The organism is Chryseomicrobium aureum (assembly GCF_016909155.1).
GTDB classification, from domain to species: Bacteria; Bacillota; Bacilli; order Bacillales_A; family Planococcaceae; genus Chryseomicrobium; species Chryseomicrobium aureum.
Window position 1 is genome coordinate 369,076 of the sequence record NZ_JAFBFG010000001.1, and the last position, 17,700, is coordinate 386,775.

18 protein-coding genes and 1 riboswitch are annotated in these 17,700 nt (G+C 40.2%); of the genes, 16 read left to right on the forward strand and 2 right to left on the reverse strand.

Features of this window, described 5'->3' with window-relative positions:
- The first annotated feature begins 41 nt into the window (after positions 1–41).
- The 10 genes from JOD03_RS01895 to JOD03_RS01940 all read left to right on the forward strand — a co-directional run bounded on the left by JOD03_RS01895 (position 42) and on the right by JOD03_RS01940 (position 10,191).
- Positions 42–386: a serine hydrolase gene (locus tag JOD03_RS01895; RefSeq protein ID WP_204589124.1), complete on the forward strand. Its 345-nt coding sequence runs from the start codon at positions 42–44 to the stop codon at positions 384–386.
- A 217-nt stretch (positions 387–603) separates the two neighbouring features.
- Entirely contained in the window at positions 604–1,341 is a 738-nt protein-coding gene (locus JOD03_RS01900) for a pseudouridine synthase (RefSeq protein WP_204589125.1), read from the forward strand.
- A 140-nt stretch (positions 1,342–1,481) separates the two neighbouring features.
- Positions 1,482–2,018: a thiol-disulfide oxidoreductase ResA gene (gene resA, locus JOD03_RS01905; RefSeq protein WP_204589126.1), complete on the forward strand. Its 537-nt coding sequence runs from the start codon at positions 1,482–1,484 to the stop codon at positions 2,016–2,018.
- Positions 2,019–2,030: 12 nt separating this feature from the next.
- Positions 2,031–3,689 carry a cytochrome c biogenesis protein ResB gene (resB, locus tag JOD03_RS01910; protein ID WP_204589127.1) on the forward strand — a complete coding sequence of 553 codons (1,659 nt, stop codon included), beginning with the start codon at positions 2,031–2,033 and terminating at the stop codon, positions 3,687–3,689.
- Entirely contained in the window at positions 3,686–4,870 is a 1,185-nt protein-coding gene (ccsB, locus tag JOD03_RS01915) for a c-type cytochrome biogenesis protein CcsB (RefSeq protein ID WP_204589128.1), read from the forward strand. Before resB ends, ccsB begins: the two co-directional genes overlap by 4 nt.
- 111 nt (positions 4,871–4,981) lie before the next feature.
- Entirely contained in the window at positions 4,982–5,698 is a 717-nt protein-coding gene (locus JOD03_RS01920) for a response regulator transcription factor (RefSeq protein ID WP_204589129.1), read from the forward strand.
- The gene (locus JOD03_RS01925; protein ID WP_204589130.1) at positions 5,691–7,457 is read left to right on the forward strand and encodes an ATP-binding protein; all 1,767 of its coding nucleotides are present in this window, start codon (positions 5,691–5,693) and stop codon (positions 7,455–7,457) included. Before JOD03_RS01920 ends, JOD03_RS01925 begins: the two co-directional genes overlap by 8 nt.
- A 47-nt stretch (positions 7,458–7,504) precedes the next feature.
- On the forward strand, positions 7,505–8,047 hold the full coding sequence (locus JOD03_RS01930; RefSeq protein ID WP_204589131.1) for an RNA polymerase sigma factor SigX: 543 nt from the start codon (positions 7,505–7,507) through the stop codon (positions 8,045–8,047).
- Positions 8,031–9,248 (forward strand): hypothetical protein, encoded by a 1,218-nt coding sequence (locus JOD03_RS01935; protein ID WP_204589132.1) that lies wholly within the window; start codon positions 8,031–8,033, stop codon positions 9,246–9,248. Before JOD03_RS01930 ends, JOD03_RS01935 begins: the two co-directional genes overlap by 17 nt.
- A gap of 77 nt (positions 9,249–9,325) precedes the next feature.
- Positions 9,326–9,452, forward strand: a riboswitch (FMN riboswitch).
- A 154-nt stretch (positions 9,453–9,606) separates the two neighbouring features.
- On the forward strand, positions 9,607–10,191 hold the full coding sequence (locus tag JOD03_RS01940; RefSeq protein ID WP_204589133.1) for an ECF transporter S component: 585 nt from the start codon (positions 9,607–9,609) through the stop codon (positions 10,189–10,191).
- A 44-nt stretch (positions 10,192–10,235) separates the two neighbouring features.
- Here JOD03_RS01940 and JOD03_RS01945 read toward each other — a convergent pair whose 3' ends face one another.
- On the reverse strand, positions 10,236–10,484 hold the full coding sequence (locus JOD03_RS01945; protein WP_204589134.1) for a ferredoxin: 249 nt from the start codon (positions 10,482–10,484) through the stop codon (positions 10,236–10,238).
- Positions 10,485–10,578: 94 nt separating this feature from the next.
- Here JOD03_RS01945 and JOD03_RS01950 point away from each other — a divergent pair, with 94 nt between their 5' ends.
- The 5 genes from JOD03_RS01950 to JOD03_RS01970 all read left to right on the forward strand — a co-directional run bounded on the left by JOD03_RS01950 (position 10,579) and on the right by JOD03_RS01970 (position 15,401).
- Positions 10,579–11,592, forward strand: coding sequence for a YpbB family protein (locus JOD03_RS01950; RefSeq protein ID WP_204589135.1), 1,014 nt, complete (start codon positions 10,579–10,581; stop codon positions 11,590–11,592).
- Positions 11,585–12,988 (forward strand): RecQ family ATP-dependent DNA helicase, encoded by a 1,404-nt coding sequence (locus JOD03_RS01955; protein WP_204589136.1) that lies wholly within the window; start codon positions 11,585–11,587, stop codon positions 12,986–12,988. The genes JOD03_RS01950 and JOD03_RS01955 overlap by 8 nt, the downstream gene beginning before the upstream one ends.
- Positions 12,989–13,055: 67 nt before the next feature.
- On the forward strand, positions 13,056–13,634 hold the full coding sequence (locus tag JOD03_RS01960; RefSeq protein ID WP_204589137.1) for a LysM peptidoglycan-binding domain-containing protein: 579 nt from the start codon (positions 13,056–13,058) through the stop codon (positions 13,632–13,634).
- A 57-nt stretch (positions 13,635–13,691) separates the two neighbouring features.
- Positions 13,692–14,414, forward strand: coding sequence for a metallophosphoesterase (locus JOD03_RS01965; protein ID WP_204589138.1), 723 nt, complete (start codon positions 13,692–13,694; stop codon positions 14,412–14,414).
- 9 nt (positions 14,415–14,423) lie between these two features.
- The gene (locus JOD03_RS01970; protein WP_204589371.1) at positions 14,424–15,401 is read left to right on the forward strand and encodes a YpdA family putative bacillithiol disulfide reductase; all 978 of its coding nucleotides are present in this window, start codon (positions 14,424–14,426) and stop codon (positions 15,399–15,401) included.
- A gap of 507 nt (positions 15,402–15,908) precedes the next feature.
- On the opposite strand, the gene JOD03_RS01975 is transcribed toward JOD03_RS01970, so the two are convergent.
- The gene (locus tag JOD03_RS01975; protein WP_204589139.1) at positions 15,909–16,895 is read right to left on the reverse strand and encodes an asparaginase; all 987 of its coding nucleotides are present in this window, start codon (positions 16,893–16,895) and stop codon (positions 15,909–15,911) included.
- A 69-nt stretch (positions 16,896–16,964) separates the two neighbouring features.
- Here JOD03_RS01975 and prsW point away from each other — a divergent pair, with 69 nt between their 5' ends.
- Positions 16,965–17,651 (forward strand): glutamic-type intramembrane protease PrsW, encoded by a 687-nt coding sequence (prsW, locus tag JOD03_RS01980; RefSeq protein WP_338032424.1) that lies wholly within the window; start codon positions 16,965–16,967, stop codon positions 17,649–17,651.
- The last annotated feature ends 49 nt before the right edge of the window (positions 17,652–17,700 follow it).

The window sequence follows — 17,700 nt, forward strand, 5'->3', positions numbered from 1 at the left end:
GCTGTTTTTTTATTTGGATTTTCATAAGCAGTGCGGCAACTGTGCAAGCGTCGTTCGCAGTGGTCGATGCAGAATCAGGACGAATACTAGCCGAGCAAGAAGCAGCTGTAAAGATGCCTCCTGCTTCAATCACCAAAATAACGACAGTCTACGTGGCGCTCCAAGAGAGTACACCGGATGAGCAAGTGCGTATCAGTCGAAATGCTAGTAATCAAGAAGGCTCCTCCGTATACTTAAAGAAAGGCGACGTATGGAGATTAGAGAGCTTACTTTATGCGACTATGTTACAATCAGGAAATGACGCTGCTGTTGCAGTAGCGGAACACGTAGCGGGAAGCGAAGAAGCATTTGTCGAGTTATCGAAGTTTGAAGACTCGCGTGTTTAATGAAGTTGAATGGGTTGTTATGGATGGCGACTATAGTGCTCAAGATGGAATTAAGATATCGATTCAAGAGCCTTATGCTTTCTTGAAGAGAAAAGATGAAAAACTAACGAATAGTGTCTATTTAAAAAAAGGACAAACAACTGGTGAGTGGGAGATCAAATTAAACAGTGATTCCCTTCGATTTCCCATCACTTATACTATGGAATGAGGGTTTAGAATGGAACGTTTACAAAAAGTAATAGCAAATGCAGGAATTGCATCTCGCAGAAAAGCCGAACAATTAATTTTAGAAGGAAAAGTCAAAGTGAATGGGGTTCGAGTGAAAGAGCTTGGAACTAAAGTTTCAAACTCAGACGAAGTAGAGGTAGAAGGTGTCGTTCTTGAAAAGGAAACGAAAGTCTACTATCTCCTATACAAACCTCGCGGAGTAATCTCAGCTGCAACAGATGACAAAGGACGCAAAACAGTCGTTGATATTATCGAATTTGAAGACAAACGTATTTTCCCAGTAGGTCGTTTAGATTACGATACATCTGGTTTGATTCTTTTGACAAACGATGGAGATTTCTCCTATGCATTAACCCATCCGAAGTTTAAAGTCGATAAGACGTATGTTGCGCGTGTGAAAGGAATTCCTTTCCGTGAAAAAATTAAGCAATTGCAAAAAGGAATTCAGCTTGAGGATGGAAAAACTGCTCCAGCAAAAGTGAAGATCTTATCAGAAGATAAAAAACAAGACAAAGCTATCGTTGAAATTACAATTCATGAAGGAAAAAATCGACAAGTGCGTCGTATGTTCGAAGCAATCGGTCACCCTGTTCAAAAGTTAAAACGTGAGAAGTTCGGACTATTAACATTACACGGTCTCAACGCAGGTGAGTACCGGAAGCTTACAACGCATGAAGTGAAGCAGATGCGCGTGCTTGCGGATACTGGAAAAGTCGGTCATATCTAACAAGAAAAGTCTATATTCGTATAGACTTTTCTTGTCGTTCACAAAGCCTTCATAACTGAAAACTGTGAGACCTAAAATATTTGTTATACTAATCTGTAGCACGAATTCCAGAGAATTATGTATAAAGGAGGCATCAGCAAATGGCTCAGTCAAAAAAGACGCGATTTTACATTCGGACTGCCATTTTAACTGTGTTGGTTGTTGCAATCATCGGAACCATTTATGTGAATGTCACGAAAGAAAAAAATGCCGTTCTAGCGGTTGGAGATCAAGCACCAGACTTCCAACTTGTTGATATGGAAGGAAACGTTCAAAGGCTTTCGGATTATGAAGGACAAGGCGTATTTTTGAATTTCTGGGGAACATGGTGCAAACCATGTGCGAAAGAAATGCCGTACATCGACAAACACTATCAATTGAACAAAGATCAAGGTGTACAGACGATTGCAGTAAATATTGCAGAATCCGACTTTAAAGTAAATAGTTATACAAAACAATATGGCATGACATTCCCAGTCGTTATCGACCGAAAGAAAAACGTCATGGATCTTTATAATATTGGACCACTTCCCACAACATTCCTTGTGAATCCAGATGGAGAAATTGTTCGAATTATTCAGGGTGAGATGACGGAACAAGATGTGGCAAACTTTATGGAAGAAATTAAGCCACTTTAAGGAGTTAGGGAAATGAAAACGCTTGAATGTAAATGTGGACATATCAATCCAGAAGGTACACAATTATGTGAGAGTTGCGGTCGCCCATTAACAGAAGAGGCACGCAATAAACCACTGGCGGATATGCGTTACGAAGGATCGGCTCGACGATCACAAACGTATAATAAAACAATTATCGATAAAGTATGGAACTTCTTCTCTAGCGTAAAGGTAGGTATGTGGATTATAGTGGCAATCTTGGTTGCTGCTGCAATTGGTACGATTTTACCTCAAGTATTTTATGTACCGGCAAATAATGCTACAGAAGCAGCGGCCTATTATGAGAGAGTCTATGGGACATTTGGAAAAATCTATAATGATTTAGGGCTATCTAATTTATATAGCTCATGGTGGTTCCAAGGATTAATTGGATTACTTGGAATCTCTTTAATTATTGCGAGTTTGGACCGAGTCATTCCCCTTTATAAGTCTTTGAAAAAGCAAAAAGTTAGACGACATCTTTCATTTTTACAACGCCAAAGACTATTCACAAAAGCTGAAGGTGTTCAAGAAGATGTTTTAACAGATGCTGAGAAAAAGCTGAAAGAGCTGAAGTATACTGTGCGTCGTGAAAATGGTGCGCTTTTAGCTGAAAAAGGCCGTTTCTCCAGATGGGGTCCCTATGTTAACCATTTAGGACTTATCATCTTCCTTGGAGGAGTTATGTTTCGAGCGATACCTGGTTGGTATGTAGATGAAACGATGTGGCTCCGTGAAGGTGAAACATTAGCAGTTCCAGGAGCTCCTGGATATTACTTAGAAAATAATAGCTTTGAGTTTGATGTCTATGATCCAACTGACTCGAACGAAGTATTCTCCGATGCAATCGAGCGTGTAGGCACAATAGCTTCAAATTACCAAACAAATTTAACTTTGTATCGTGGTGAAAATGAAGAAATTACTGGTGATCCTGGTGAATTAACAGAGATTACTGAAGGACCTACGATTGTAAATAAACCGTTTAAATTCGAGTCGTATAATATTTATCAAATGGACTTCCGCTTAGATGAGTTGCGATCCATGACATTCCAACTGCAAGATAAAGAAACAGAAGAAGCATTTGGTGAGCAATTTACAATCGATTTAGTGAATCCAGAATCTGATTACGATTTAGGAGACGGTTACCGAGTTGAGCTGGTAAACTATTATGCGGACTTTACTGGATTTGAAGATGGTGAGCCTCAATCTAAATCACCAATACCTAACAATCCTGCATTTTTAATTCGTATGTTCACACCAGACAATCCTCAGCCTGAAACGAGTTTTGTATTAATTCGTGAGACGATTGAGCCATTTGGTGAAAATGAATACAAGATAGCGTTTCAATCTGCCGAAACACGTGATATTTCAGGTTTGACCGTTCGGAAAGATCTCACACTCCCTATTCTAATGGTGGGTGGAATTATCTTTATGATTGGTGTTGTTCAAGGATCCTACTGGAATCATCGACGTATTTGGTTACAACAGACTGAAGATGGTGTAGTCTATGTAGCAGGGCACACAAATAAAAACTGGAACTCTGTGAAGAAAGATTTGCACATAGTTACGAAAGATACTCAAATCCCACGTCCGGTGGATCAACAAGACCCAGAAGCGGATATGGACTTTGATGAAGGGGACGAGAAGTCATGAGTTTAGTTGAAATTAGTAGTGCGGCACTTTATCTGGCGTTCGTGGCTTACCTGTTAGGAACTATCTTCTTTGGAGGTGCAGTGAAATCTGCATCCAAAGAAAAATCAGCTTACAATAAGCGATGGGGTTTCTACGGTATAACGATTACGGTAATCGGATTTATAGCGAATCTTGTTTACTTTATTACACGTTGGATTGCAGCAGGTCATGCACCTGTAAGTAATTTATTCGAATTTACTGCAGCATTCGGAATGATGATTGTCGGAGCATTTATTCTGATCTATTCGATGTATCGTATTGCTGCTCTAGGTCTATTTGCATTACCAGTCGCAGTTATCATCATTGGGTACGCAAGTATGTTCCCAACAGATGTATCTCCTTTGATTCCTGCTTTACAGAGTCACTGGCTGACGATTCACGTTATTACAGCGGCTTTAGGTGAAGCGATTCTTGCAATTAGTGCCGTGGCCGGTTTAATCTGGCTATTAAAAAATATCGACATGACTAAGAAATCAAAACAACGTTTTTGGATCGAAGCAGTAATGTATGTACTTGTCGTAACAATCGGTTTTATCGTTTCAACAACTGTCTTCTCCTTAACATATGAGCCGGTGCAATATTCGTATGTAAATGCTGAAGGAAACGAAAGTGTTATTGAATATAAAAAACCTGCCCTGTTTGGGATGAATGAATCTCAAGCTATTACAGAAGGCGCTATGGAGCCACTCGTAAACGTTCCTGCGCTTGTAAATGGGAATAAACTGACGACAGTCGTTTGGTCCGTTATTTTTGGTACCATCTTGTATGGGTTGATGCGTCTCGTCTTCCGCCGCAGACTTGCGGAAGTGGTTCAACCATTCACGAAGCGCACGAACTCACAATTATTAGATGAAATTGGGTATCGCTCTATACTGATCGGATTCCCGATATTTAGTCTTGGAGCATTGATTTTTGCGATGATCTGGGCACACGAGGCGTGGGGTCGTTTCTGGGGATGGGATCCAAAAGAAGTTTGGGCTCTTATTACCTTCCTGTTCTACGCAGTCTACTTGCACTTACGTTTAACAAAAGGTTGGCAAGGTGAGAAGAGTGCATGGCTTGCTCTGATTGGGTTTATCATCATCATGTTCAACTTGATTGTAGTAAACTTGATTATAGCTGGACTTCACAGTTACGCGTAACACAACAAGCTGTCACATAAGTGGCAGCTTTTTTCATAAAGTTTTCTTTCCGAACGTCGTCATGTACAATATGAAGAGAAGACAAGTGATTACAGAAAAGGGAGTGTCGACATGTCTGAATCCGTGAAATTACTAGTGGTGGATGATGAAGAGCGTATCCGCCGTTTATTGAAAATGTACTTAGAGCGTGAAGGGTATGAAATTGTTGAAGCTGAAAATGGTCAACAAGCGGTTGAACTTGCAGCACAAGACGATTTTCATGCAATTTTACTTGATATTATGATGCCAGTGAAAGATGGCTTAGAAGCCATGAAAGAAATTCGTGAAGTGAGTGCGACACCAATATTATTACTTACTGCAAAAGGTGAAGAATCAAACCGTGTAGAAGGTTTCGAACTGGGTGCAGATGATTATATTGTGAAGCCTTTTAGCCCACGAGAAGTGGTCCTTCGTATCAAAGCAGTACTGCGCAGGTCGGCTACTGTCATTTCGCAATCAAACTCATCCGTGAGTAAAGATATCGTAGTGTTTCCTCACTTAACAATTGATCATGATGCGCACAGAGTAACTGCAGACGGAACAGAAGTCAGTTTGACGCCAAAAGAATACGAATTATTGTATTTTCTCGCTAAGTCACCTGACAAAGTCTTCGATCGTGAACAATTATTAAAAGAAGTTTGGCACTATGATTTCTTTGGAGATTTGCGTACGGTCGATACTCATGTGAAGCGTCTGCGCGAAAAACTAAACCGTGTTTCTGAAAATGCAGCAAAGATGATTGTAACTGTATGGGGCGTCGGCTATAAATTTGAGGTTATAAATGAATAGAATTTGGAATAGTGTGGTCGGGAAGTTATGGGGAACCATAATGCTTCTCGTCCTCTTTGTATTGTTTATTGTTACTGTACTTATGCTCGAATTCTTAGAAGATTTTCACACGCAACAAGCTGAAAACAAATTGCGTCAAGAAGCGTCGTTAATCACTACTATCTTTAATCAGCAATCATCGATTGATTATCCGTATATACAAGAAATTTTAGCTGATGAAACGAATTTAATGATTTTTTCTGAGGAAAAACAATTACAAGATGTCATTCATGAGGGCTTAGGTCAACAAGAAGCAGAGCAAAGATTGCAGTCAAATGAACTATTTACACGTGCATTTGAAAGTGATCAAGCCACACTGAAGACGATGTTGCTCCCTTCACTCTCTGAGCCCGACCGGATGGAAAACTTTTTAGTGCTTGCCTATCCACTCGACGAAACTACTTCGCCGCATGGAGTTGTGTTTATTTATCAAAGCTTGAAAGAAGTAAACAATACTTCGAATCAAACGACAAAAATCGTGTTCCTTTCAGGATTTCTAGCGATGATTCTAACAACCCTCTTATCCTTTTTCTTATCTACTCAGATCACATCACCACTCCGAAAGATGCGGGAAGGGGCTCACGAGCTTGCAAAAGGAAATTTCCATACGCGTGTCCCATCGTCTCAACGAGATGAGATAGGAGAGCTTGGAGCTGCTTTTAACCGTATGGGTATGCAGATCAAACACAATGTGGAAGTCATTAACCAAGATAAAGAACAACTATCGAATATTTTATCGTCCATGACGGATGCTGTTATTACATTTAACAAAGATGCATCAATTTTATTAAGTAACCCACCAGCAGATGAATTGTTGCGGAGATGGTCTACCCATGCAACAGATTCGGACTCTCCGTTACCGGCAGCTCTCATCCATATGTTAGAGCATACGGTAGAAAATGAAGAAGAGTTAGAAGAAGAATTTGAATTGGATTCTCATTATTACAGCATTAGTTTATCCCTACTTTACTCAAAGAATATGGTTCGTGGAGCAGTTGCCGTCATTCGCGACATGACCGAACAACATCGTCTAGACAAAATGCGTAGTGACTTTATTGCAAATGTGAGCCATGAGTTGCGAACACCGATTGCGATGCTTCAAGGGTATAGTGAAGCAATTTTAGATGATGTGGTAGAGACGGAAGAAGAACGGAAAGAAATGGTCCGTATTATTTCTGACGAATCGAATCGTATGGGGCGTTTGGTTACAGAACTGTTAGACTTAGCGCGCTTAGAATCAGGGTACTTGCGCATCTACCAGGCGGCTTTGCCGATTTCCAAAAGTGTGGAGCGCATGACCTCTAAATTTGTTCAACGGGCAAAGGAACGGGACATACAAGTGACATTCCAGTCCTTCGTAGACGAATCCGTTGCCATTTATGCAGATGAAGACCGGATTGAGCAAGTTCTGACAAACTTGCTTGAAAATGCACTTCGTCATACGGAACCTGGTGGACAAGTTAATGTGGCTGTGAAAGAAACACAATCAACCATTCAAATCGAAATCCAAGACTCTGGCTACGGGATCCCAGCTGAAGATCTCCCATATGTTTTTGAGCGTTTTTATAAAGCAGATAAATCGAGAACACGTGGGAAAGGTGGTACTGGTTTAGGTCTTGCCATTGCCAAAAATATTATCGATCGGCATGAAGGAACTATTTGGGTAGAGAGTGAAGTCGGTACTGGAACAACTTTCACAATCGAGTTAAAAAAGATGTAACTTATTTCGAATTCAAACGACTAATGCAATGAACGGGGGGAAATCATATGAACGACTCCGTTTTTCACCGAATCTATGATTCGTACCATCAAGATTTGTTTCAATTCTTGATTTATTTGGTGCAAAACAGACAGGTAGCTGAGGATTTGACGCAAGAAGTATATATACGAGTATTGCGCTCGTATGACTCATTTCAAGGTAAAAGTTCTGAGAAAACATGGCTTTTCTCAATTGCTAAAAATGTAGCAATTGATCACTTTCGAAAACAGAACGTACGTAAAAAGCGTACGTTCGATTCGTTTGATTGGGAAGCTATACAGTTAACATCTACAGATATGAGACCAGATGAGCTAGTACAGCTTGATCATGAGAAAAAACAACTTTTAGATACTTTGAATGAATGTACAGGTGATCAAAAGATGGTCATTGTCTTACGTTATTTTCAGCAATTATCCATTCAAGAAACAGCAGATGCACTTGGCTGGACTGATTCAAAAGTGAAGACAACGCAACACCGTGCCATCCAACAGTTAAAGAAAAAGATGTCACGTGCACGAGAGGAGGAAATGCAGCATGACGAACGAATTTGATGCAGACAAACGTCTTGAAGAGTTGGTATCTTCTATGCCAATTCAACACGATACTCGTTCAAAGGATGAGGTCTGGGCAGCAATTAAACAATCTGCAAAGCCTCCTATCAAGAAGAAAAAACCGTGGTTACCAGCAGTTATCACTGTTGCGGCACTTTTTGTTTTAGTGCTATTTGTTCAATCCTTATTAAGCACGCTTGACTCTACTAGTGAGACAACGATGACGCAGGAAGCAAAAATGTCAGAAGGTGGAATGGATGAAGCTGGGACAGAAGAATCATCCATGTCTATGAGCTCTGTCGAGGAAAGTGAAGAATCCGCAGACTCTGCAGTTGCAACAGGTGAAGCAGAAAGTGCATCTTTACAACTAGCTGAAGATGCAACACTAGTTTTCACAAATGATCCGCTTCTAGAAACTTTTACAGCTATGAATTTTTCGATGAACTATCAAGCAATTGCCTTTCCGATCACAGTTCTTATCCCGAATGAACGTATCGAGCAAGACTTCGAAGGCCGTGTACCTACACAACTCGAATTGTATAAAAATTACGCTGCAGAGATTGATGAAGAGGCACTAGGATTTGATAACTATCATCCACTAGTTGGGGATTACGAAGAAGGCGAGAGTCTGCGTGTTACATTGCCAGCAGACCATCCTTACGATATGGCTTCTGCCACTATGGAAGTCTATTTCAATACTTTAGAAGATGTATTTGGATCAACTTTCAATCAAGCAGTTATAGTAGATGAAAATTCGCAACCAATTGAGTGGGATCAAGTGGGACCACTCACGGAACCAGTTGACCTTATCTCTGAAAATCTAGCCTACAATGTCATGCAAAACGCTATAGGGGAGACGTATTTAATTCCTTACACACGTGCACAATATGCAACAGTTGAAGAAGCAATTGGACAGTTACAGACACCTGACAATACTTTAGTGGAAGCGGTTATTCCAAGTTCACTTGAATTTACTGTAGAAGAAACAGAAGATGCTGTATCTATTCAGTTTGCTGAGATGCTTACAGCAGACGCATTGCCTAGACGAGATATGGTAGCTATGATCGAGTCACTTGTTGCTACAGCAGCTTCATTTAACAAATCACTACTGCTAGAAAATTGGGATACGACACTTTACCCTCTACCTGAAGATACAAATTCTTTAATTGGAGTGAATCGTGTATTCCTACAAAGCGAATAAGCATACGTATTGCAACAATAAACACTGTCTGATATGATTAACAATGCATACACTAGTATGTAAAATTTAATCATATGATTCATCTTCGGGGCAGGGTGCAATTCCCGACCGGCGGAAATGACGAAAGTCTAGCCCGCGAGCCGCAAGGCAGATTCTGGTGTGATTCCAGAGCCGACAGTATAGTCTGGATGGGAGAAGGTGAAGGTGCAGCGTTTATGTGATCTCAAACGCTTATTTAAGTGTACCTTTCTCCCTTAAGTCGAACCTGGCTTAAGGGTTTTCTTTTACACGCAAATAAGTGCGCATATTCTGTGAACCTTTCCTCTTGTGAAGAGAATCGCAAAAGGAGCGGAAAGTCATGTTTAAAAGCAACACACGCAAGCTTATTGCGGTGGCTATGCTCAGCAGCTTATCATTCATTTTGATGTTGTTAGCATTTCCACTACCAGCACTACCAGCCTATTTAAAGGTTGACTTTAGTGATGTACCAGCTTTGATTGCTGCGATCACAATGGGACCTGTAGCAGGTGTCGCGGTGGCATTTTTAAAGAATGTTTTGGATTGGTTCTTCTCAGGAAGTCCAACAGGTGTACCGGTTGGCCATATGGCGAACTTTGTCACATCAATTTTATTCATCGCACCTGTATATTTCATTTATAAAAAAGTTACATCGTCTAAAGGAATGTATGTAGGATTAGTAGCAGGAACGCTTTCAATGGCGATTGGAATGACACTACTGAACTACTTGGTATTTTTACCGATGTATTCATATTTCTTGAACTTCCCTATGGAAAGCGGTTCAGCTTTAATGAACACATTAGTCTATGGAATCTTGCCATTTAATTTGATTAAAGGAGCACTGATTACTGTAGTGATGGTTTTACTATTCAAGAAACTAAAACCTTATTTAGATAAAGTTTCGAAAACGTATCAAGTAGCCTAAAAAAATCGTCTAGTTCGTAGTGAACTAGACGATTTTCTTCATATCTATTCGTATTTTAATGCATCTCCATCAAATGATTCGTCTGCAACTTTGATTGAATCTGTCGGACACCCTTCGAATGCATCTTCTAAATCCTCTAATAACTCGTCTGGAACAGCGGTAGTCCCCATGTTATCATCTAAAATAACGAATGCAATTCCTTCGTCATCATAGTCATAAATATCAGGCGCTGCAGCTCCGCAAGCACCACATGCGATGCACGTATCTTTATCAACAATTGTATATTTAGCCATTACGGTCTCTCCTTTTTTATCAAGCAACTCTTCGTATAGCTTTCATTTTATAGATTGTAAGACTGCATTTCAACCATTAAACATGAGGTGTGCTATGTTTTTTCATAAACTATTAACTTCACTATTTCACCAATTGAACGGGGAACGTTCTGTCATGGCTCCTTATTATATCTTACGAGGTAAAAAATCTGGACAGACACTACAAGATATCCATTACTATAAAGTAGCTGGTTTTTTTGGTGTGGGTCAAGACCTTTCGAAAGAATCTTATAATCAATATGTACAAGAATTGATTGATTTAAAATGGATTCATTCGAAAGAAAAGCCTATAGTGACGGATGAAGGCAAAGAACAACTAGATGAATTTTCGACTCTATTTCATAGAGGTGTAGTCCCGCCAGCACTGCTTTCTGTCGAAGCAACGCTTCTTTTGATTGCTCAACTTGCATCCAATGCTTTATATGAGAATAACCGCTACATTCCCGTTATAGATAATCAAACAATTCAACACCGTGTAAAAGAATGGTTATATACACAGCCATCACTTTCAACAGTAGCGAATGAAGTGAAGAAGACACTACATAGTTTTGTGACTGAAGAATTATCAACAGAGCTTGAGAAAAATCTGTTCGTTTATCGGATAACCGGATATCAAACGGCAGGACTGACGTGGACTCAACTTGCGGAACAATTTAATACAGCAGCAATTGATTGTCTGTATGTATACCGACAGAGCGTCTTGCGATTTTATGGATATCTTGAGCAACAGCGTAGTCCCTTAGTTCGCTTGTTCGAGCCACCCTCTCCATTGACTGAAACTGCAAAAAATACGCAAAGTCTATTGCAAAAAGGGTATAGCTTAGAGGAAGTGTCAATGGTACGAAGCTTAAAATTAAGTACAATTGAGGATCATATTATTGAACTGGCCAGTTATACGACCGGCTTTAACTATCAAGATTATATTACTGAACAAGATGTGATGAAAATCAAAAAGAAGCAACTTCAACTCAATACACATAAGTTGAAGTTGCTTAGAGAGCAGTTGCCGCAATTTAGTTATTTTCAAATTCGGCTAGCGCTTGCGTTAGGAGGGGATCTGAATGAGTAATTTAGAGCGACAGTTGGCTGAGCGATTTGGGTTCCCTGCTTTTAGAATAGGGCAAGAAGATGTTATTCGTAACTTCTTAGAGGGACGTGACGTGTTAGCCGTTCTGCCCACTGGAACAGGAAAATCTATACTCTATCAATTTCCGAAGCCCTATTATAGTGGGGCAGTTGTGATTGTATCACCACTAGTTTCGTTAATGATGGATCAAGTGGAACAATTGCGTTTAAAAGGCGTCAAAAGAGTAGTAGCACTTACTTCTTTTCAATCAGTCGGTGAACGTAAAAATACTTTACGCAACTTGCATACTTTCGACTATGTATTTGTTTCTCCTGAAGTAATGCAAACAGAACAGGTGAAGCATGCTTTAAAAAGTTTACATATAGGGTACTTTGTATTTGATGAAGCACATTGTCTAACACAATGGGGATATGATTTCCGTCCTGATTATTTGCGAGCAGCAGAATGGATACATAAAGAATTTAACAAACCATTACTTGCATTGACGGCAACAGCCTCTCCGCAAGCTCGCCAAGATATCAAAAATTTATTGAAAAGACCGGATATGGTAGAAGTTGTGAGGTCAGTTGATCGACCTACTATAGCAGTAGAATCCATCGTAGTAGACTCTGAATCATCTCGAGAAAAAGAAATTGTTCAACAAATTACCACGCTTAGTGGACCTGGAATTCTCTATACCCAGTCTAGAAAGAAGGCTGTTTATTACGCAGCACAATTACGAAAAAAAGGCATTCGTGCAGCGGCTTATCATGGCGGGATGGAAACGATGGATCGCACGCTTATTCAGCAACAGTTTTCATTAGGGCAACTAGACTGGGTATGTGCAACAAATGCTTTTGGAATGGGCATCCATAAAGAAGATATTCGGCAAGTCATTCATGATCATATTCCAACATCGGTTAGCAACTATTTGCAGGAGATTGGACGTGCTTCACGAGATGGAAAGCAGTCCTTTGCAACACTTTATTATCATCCTGACGATGTCTCAAAAAGCGTGTATATAGCAACTTCGGACATTCCTGATGAACAGGACATACAGATGTTTCGTGAAATGGAGATTGGAGAACAGAAGCAGCGTATCTTAGACTATTGGAAAACAAAATTGGATGATAAACACCTTGTAGAATTGTTTGAAGGGATACGAAGTACAAAACAACGAGACATTTATTCTTTGTATAATTTACTAACTTCTTCTCGTTGCATCCGTAGTTCATTAGTTGAAGCATTTGGTGAATCTTTGAGTGAGCGACCAGAAATCTGCTGTTCAAACTGTACAAATACTTTGCTAGCTAAGCAAAGCTTAAAACTAAAAGACCAGAGTCAAATAGATAACTCAAAATTGGATTATTCGACAAGACTCGCACAATTATTCCCTTAAGTATCATTTACTTTCACACTTCAATTCGGCATAATTAGACAAAAGAACGCATGTGGGGGCAAGTATCATGGCAAATAATGACTATCAAAAAAGGCTAGATGAGCATCGAAAACCTATTGACGAGCCTGTAACAGCCACTCGTAGAGCTCGTCACCAGAAGAAGATAAAAAAACAATCTTCTAAAACTCCACGTAGTTGGTTTTTGCCTACATTGTTTACGTTGGGGATTATTTCACCAATCATTTTATTTGTATATGTTTCTGTGTTTTATAATCCACTAGCAAATGAAGTACCTGCCAATCAACAAGTCATTCAATTAGACGTTCAACCTGTTACTCCAGTGCAGCAGGAGGAGGAAGAAGAGCAGGAAGAACAACCTGTAGAAGAAGTAGAGGAAGTTGTCGAGCAAGAACCGGTAGAACAAGAACCAGTAGAACAAGAGCCTGTTGAAGAAGTGCAGGAGCCTGTGCAGCAACCAGAGCCACAACAACCAGCAGCTCGCACACACACTGTTCAAGCAGGGGAAACTCTTTATCGTATAGCGGTTACTTATTACAATGATCCAAGTGCAGTAGACCGAATCAAGCAAGCAAACAATTTAACTTCCAATGAAATTAGTACGGGCCAACAACTCGTATTGCCATAGCAGCTCGCTCCTTAGGGGGGCGAGTTGTTCGTTTCCTTAAAGAAAGAAGGAGAAACTATGTTGGTTTTAGTGAAAACAGGACTTCAACTCGTGTATTATATGAAACGTTTAGCGACTGAAGTCAATATCAAACATCATGTCGTCCATACATCGAAGTTTTCACAATCTGTGCGATGTTTATTTATCTCAGATGTTCATCAACGAACTATTCCTAAGTCGTTCACCAAATGGTCCTATGATTTTGTGTTGATTGGAGGCGACCTGGTTGAAGGCGGTGTTCCGCTGTCTCGCGTCGAAAAAAATATTCAGCGCTTGTCTGCAGTTGGTCCCTGTTATTATGTCTTTGGAAATAATGATAGAGAAGTAGGGGAACACGAACTTCTTCAGCTGTTTTCAAAATACGATGTGAAGGTATTATCAAATAGAACTGAAAGACTTGAAACAATTCCAATGCAAATTGTTGGGATTGACGATGGCTATACTGGTACAGTAGATATAGACAAAGCATTTGAAGATGTTGATCCATCCATTTTCACTCTATTTATGACACACTCACCTCATTATTTTTCTAAAATAGAGGGTATTGATTTAGAAGTTGCAGGTCATCACCACGGTGGACAGATCCGATTTTTAAATTATGGCATTCAACCAGTTGGAACTTTCACAAAGAGAAATAATCGGCATAGTTTAATTTCAAATGGTTTTGGTACGACAGCACTTCCGTTGCGCCTAGGCGCTGAAAGTGAAGTGCATAGCATTCAGATAGTAGGAAAGAAGTGATAGAACGTGATGTATGGTGTTGTCATCATAGGAGGCGGACCCTGCGGACTAGCCGCAGCGATTGCCGTAAAAGAACAAGGACTTAGTTATGTTTGTATTGAAAAAGGAAACGTAGTGAACGCCATTTATAACTACCCAACGCACCAAACATTTTTCAGTACGAGTGAAAAGTTATCTATTGGAGATGTTCCTTTTCTAGTAGAGGAGAGAAAGCCAAGAAGGAATCAGGCACTTGTCTATTATAGAGAAGTTGTGAAACGTAAAGAGTTAAAAATAAATACATTTGAATCTGCCAAAAGAATTTCAAAAGTAGGAGATGTATTTGAAGTTGCTACATCCAAGGACACGTATCAAGGAAAGAACTTGATTTTAGCTACTGGCTACTATGATCAACCGAATTATATGAATATTCCAGGTGAAGAGCTTGACCATGTCTCCCATTACTTTAAAGAAGGGCATCCTTATTTTCAGCAACGTGTAGTGGTAATTGGTGGGAAAAATTCAGCCATCGACGCTGCATTAGAATTAAATAAAGCAGGCGCGTTCGTTGACGTTTTCTACAGAGGGGATACTTATTCTCCAAGTATCAAACCATGGGTCTTACCTGAGTTTGAAGGGGCAGTCAAAACTGGGGAAATTGCGATGCATTTCTCAACAGAAGTGTTAGAAATCACTTCTGACAGTGTACGTGTAGTAAAGCAAGGGGAAGAAAACGTAGTACCTGCTGATTTTGTATTCGCGATGACAGGGTATCATCCAAACCGACAGTTTTTATATGACTTGGGTATTGAATTCGATCAAGAGACTGGCAGACCCTACTTAAATGATGAAACGATGGAGACCAATATTCCAGGCGTGTATATTGCAGGTGTCATAGCGGCAGGAAATAACGCCAACGAAATTTTTATCGAAAATGGAAGATTTCATGGTGAGTTAATCGCAACACACATTGCAAAAAAGCATAATGAAAAGGAGTTTCTCATTTGACGAGAAACGCCTTTTTCGTGTTTATAGGCTTATAATTACTTTCCATACTATCAGAAATGTCATAATTAAAGCCGCTACCGTATCAATTGAGCAACTTATTGTACTAATGGATGCCACTAACGTCATAATCAACCGATTTAATGTAATAATCAACCTGATAGTGCACTAAAGTCCATAGGCTCCACCGTGAGATTGCGCAGGAGCCTGAGACGAGGAAACTCACGCAGCGCCAACGGAAAGCAGCCCCGTAGTGGAAATAAAGTATCATACATGGTACAGGTATTGAAGTAAGACTAAGAGAAATTCAATGGTTAAAGTAATTAGTGCCAACAAAGCCCGGAACCCAGGTCGTCATTTCCCGTGCCATCAGGGTTTTCCCGAGACCCGGCAACGAAGAGGAAAGTGTCCTTCTTTCATCTTACGTGGGGAGGCTCGGGGAAATCCTCACAGGAAATGGCGACCAGGGTGGAGGGCTTTCCAGTTTAGAGTGGCGTTCTCCACATCTAACTAGTCTTCCTCAAAAGGAGACTGGAAAAAGTGGAACAGTGCCTTGTCGACATCATCTTGATGAAGTGCCGCAAGCAAAGCAAGCCGAGCCTTCTGTCCATTCAAACCATGCGCAAAATGAACGCCACGATTTTTTAAATCACGTCCTCCTCCTGCATATCCATAGACGTCGAGAGCAATCCCATTAAAACAGCGTGAAACTAAGACTACAGGAATTCCGCGATGTTGTAATTTCTCAATCTCGGGCACGAGGGCAGGTGGTATATTTCCTTGTCCAAGTCCTTCTAACACAATCCCATCATAGCCTGTATTAAATATGGCTTCGATAATTTCAGGTTCCATTCCAGCATATACTTTTAATAAGCCCACTCGCTTCTCGAGAGTTGCAATTGGTAACGAGGGTGTTCGAAGTGGGGTATGATGGAAATGAATAATTTTCTTTGTGACGTGTCCAATGGGTCCGTATGAAGGGGATTGGAACGTACTCACATTGCTAGTATGAGTTTTTGTAACACCTTCAGCAGTATGAATCTCGTCATTTAGAACGACTAATACTCCTTTTGCATTTGCTTGTTTGTGAAGTGCCACTCGTGAGGCGGTTAATAGATTATATACGCCATCTGCCCCCAGTTCATTTGAAGAGCGCATAGCTCCTGTCAGTACGATAGGTGTATCCGTCTGAAGCGTTAAGTCTAAAAAATAGGCTGTTTCTTCAAGCGTGTCTGTACCATGCGTGATAACTACTCCATCGAAATGAGAAGTCGCTAGTTTTTGTTCAATTATCGATTTGAGTTCAAGCATATGCTGTGGCGTAATATGTGGGGACGGTAAATTGAACACTTCGAGTTCTTCAATCTCAGCAAGCGCGGCTAATTTATCCAATTCTGCGGATAATGGATTTTTTTCAGATGTCATGACGGCAGCAGATTCTGCGTCCGCATGCATAGAGATAGTTCCACCTGTATGCAGCAACAATAATTTTTTCATTTTCCCACTCCTTATATAAAATGGTACGATAAGAATATAGTACCACGAGAGGAGGAGAAAAAACTGTTCATACTAGTATCAGTTGCAATTGCACCATCTCTTGCTCTCCTCAGCTATTTCTATTTACGTCGAGAAATTGAGTCTGAACCAACTAGATTACTTTTTTATTCATTCATATACGGAGCCATCTTAACGTTCCCGATTCTCTTCATTCAATACATAGTGCAGCAAGAAACTGCTTTAACAGACAACTCGTTTTGGAGTGGCTCTCTATCTGCGATGTTAGAAGAGTTCTTTAAATGGTTGATCTTACTTGTCGCTATCTATCGCCAAACAAAATTTTCGGATCCTTATGACGGTATTTTGTACGGTGCTAGTGTTGCATTAGGCTTTGCGACTGTGGAGAATATCTTATTCTTGGTTAGTTTTGGGATAGATAATGCGTTTATCCGTGCACTCCTTCCTGTTTCTAGTCATGCATTGTTTGGAGTTGTGATGGGCTATTATTTAGGAAGAGCTCAGTTTGTGAAAAAAGGTGAAAAATTACAGTTAACGCTTGCTCTTTTTGCACCCTTACTTTTGCATTTTGTCTATAATTCCATTCTTTATACGGCAGACGATGAAGTAATGGTATGGTCTGTGTTCATGTTAGGACTTTGGATTTTCGCATTGTCACGTGTTAAGCAAGCGCACATCTTATCGAGAAAGTATCGCCTTATGCAACATCCGTTTTACGACTCTAATAAGCCTTCTTAAAACTTTCGACTTGTCGGAAGTTTTATGGATGGTGACTCTCGTTGCAACA

What these genes read in the sequence shown, in the direction of transcription:
- JOD03_RS01900 (WP_204589125.1), top strand. Translation starts at nt 604, where the DNA reads ATGGAACGTTTACAAAAAGTAATAGCAAATGCAGGAATTGCATCTCGC.
- resA (WP_204589126.1), top strand. Translation starts at nt 1,482, where the DNA reads ATGGCTCAGTCAAAAAAGACGCGATTTTACATTCGGACTGCCATTTTA.
- resB (WP_204589127.1), top strand. Translation starts at nt 2,031, where the DNA reads ATGAAAACGCTTGAATGTAAATGTGGACATATCAATCCAGAAGGTACA.
- ccsB (WP_204589128.1), top strand. Translation starts at nt 3,686, where the DNA reads ATGAGTTTAGTTGAAATTAGTAGTGCGGCACTTTATCTGGCGTTCGTG.
- JOD03_RS01920 (WP_204589129.1), top strand. Translation starts at nt 4,982, where the DNA reads ATGTCTGAATCCGTGAAATTACTAGTGGTGGATGATGAAGAGCGTATC.
- JOD03_RS01925 (WP_204589130.1), top strand. Translation starts at nt 5,691, where the DNA reads ATGAATAGAATTTGGAATAGTGTGGTCGGGAAGTTATGGGGAACCATA.
- JOD03_RS01930 (WP_204589131.1), top strand. Translation starts at nt 7,505, where the DNA reads ATGAACGACTCCGTTTTTCACCGAATCTATGATTCGTACCATCAAGAT.
- JOD03_RS01935 (WP_204589132.1), top strand. Translation starts at nt 8,031, where the DNA reads ATGACGAACGAATTTGATGCAGACAAACGTCTTGAAGAGTTGGTATCT.
- JOD03_RS01940 (WP_204589133.1), top strand. Translation starts at nt 9,607, where the DNA reads ATGTTTAAAAGCAACACACGCAAGCTTATTGCGGTGGCTATGCTCAGC.
- JOD03_RS01945 (WP_204589134.1), bottom strand. Translation starts at nt 10,484, where the DNA reads ATGGCTAAATATACAATTGTTGATAAAGATACGTGCATCGCATGTGGT.
- JOD03_RS01950 (WP_204589135.1), top strand. Translation starts at nt 10,579, where the DNA reads ATGTTTTTTCATAAACTATTAACTTCACTATTTCACCAATTGAACGGG.
- JOD03_RS01955 (WP_204589136.1), top strand. Translation starts at nt 11,585, where the DNA reads ATGAGTAATTTAGAGCGACAGTTGGCTGAGCGATTTGGGTTCCCTGCT.
- JOD03_RS01960 (WP_204589137.1), top strand. Translation starts at nt 13,056, where the DNA reads ATGGCAAATAATGACTATCAAAAAAGGCTAGATGAGCATCGAAAACCT.
- JOD03_RS01965 (WP_204589138.1), top strand. Translation starts at nt 13,692, where the DNA reads ATGTTGGTTTTAGTGAAAACAGGACTTCAACTCGTGTATTATATGAAA.
- JOD03_RS01970 (WP_204589371.1), top strand. Translation starts at nt 14,424, where the DNA reads ATGTATGGTGTTGTCATCATAGGAGGCGGACCCTGCGGACTAGCCGCA.
- JOD03_RS01975 (WP_204589139.1), bottom strand. Translation starts at nt 16,895, where the DNA reads ATGAAAAAATTATTGTTGCTGCATACAGGTGGAACTATCTCTATGCAT.